Origin of the sequence: Carboxylicivirga taeanensis (assembly GCF_051851475.1) — a bacterium.
Taxonomy (GTDB): domain Bacteria; phylum Bacteroidota; class Bacteroidia; order Bacteroidales; family Marinilabiliaceae; genus Carboxylicivirga; species Carboxylicivirga taeanensis.
The window spans coordinates 1-895 of the sequence record NZ_JBPUSJ010000094.1; the positions used below are offsets into that span (position 1 = coordinate 1).

1 protein-coding gene is annotated in these 895 nt (G+C 34.3%); it reads right to left on the minus strand.

All coding sequences use genetic code 11. The annotated features are described in order from the left end of the window. Positions 1-202 precede the first annotated feature (202 nt). Entirely contained in the window at positions 203-868 is a 666-nt protein-coding gene (locus ACSX1H_RS19395) for a hypothetical protein (protein ID WP_439185912.1), read from the minus strand. Positions 869-895 lie beyond the last annotated feature (27 nt).

Here is an 895-nt window from a genome sequence, read left to right on the forward strand (position 1 = left end):
TAACGGCCTGCCGCATGGCGTCGTAAGGCGAAATTAACCTTATAAACTTCCCAAAACGAACGAAGCCAAAGCGTTGAATTTGATTTTATCTTTTCGTTTCAAAAGCCAAATCGACGATTTGGCGCTGATTGCCGAAGCTCAGAACGTTACAAAACGCTAAGAACGCCTTATGCGCTATGCGGTTTGTTAGCAAATGTTATTATTAATATTCTACGAATTCTGTTACTACAATTCTTTTGACAAAATAGTCATCATAATCTAAATGTGAGTTTATAAAACCTGTTGCTAAACTAGATGCTACTGTTCTTCCCATTGCTTCAGTAATATCAATATAGTCAAAAATATATCGCTCATGCTCCCCAACAGTTCTTAATGCTGACCAGAATTTACCATAAAAGTTTCTGTCCTTTAATGAATAATGTCTTTTTATTGTCTCGGCTTCATCTGTTGTAGCATTCAACCCATATGATGATTCATATCCTCCAATTTTGTATTCACCATTTGGGAGTAATACCTTAGTTCTAGTGTGATACACATTATCCACTTTATTGTACCAAACTGAATCTGTAATGGCATATAGTTCTTCATAGAAGCCAGATTCTTTGATTTTGTTTACAAGTTCGGGAGTTGCTTGGATTCGTTCCTGGATTTTATAGTCCTTAATATCCTCTAGAAATTTCTTATATGCTTTTTTTATTGAAACCTCGCTATATTGTTTTGCAAGATAATTTTGTTCGAAATCATCTACCAACATTGTCAAGGTCTTGCTATGTTTTTCCCCTATTGACTTCTCAAATTCAATTATTTCATTCTGATTTGAGCATGATAAACTGAATAACAGTACAAGTAATAATAGTCTAGTGGTCATGTTGTTGTTTTAATATTTGCTAACGGT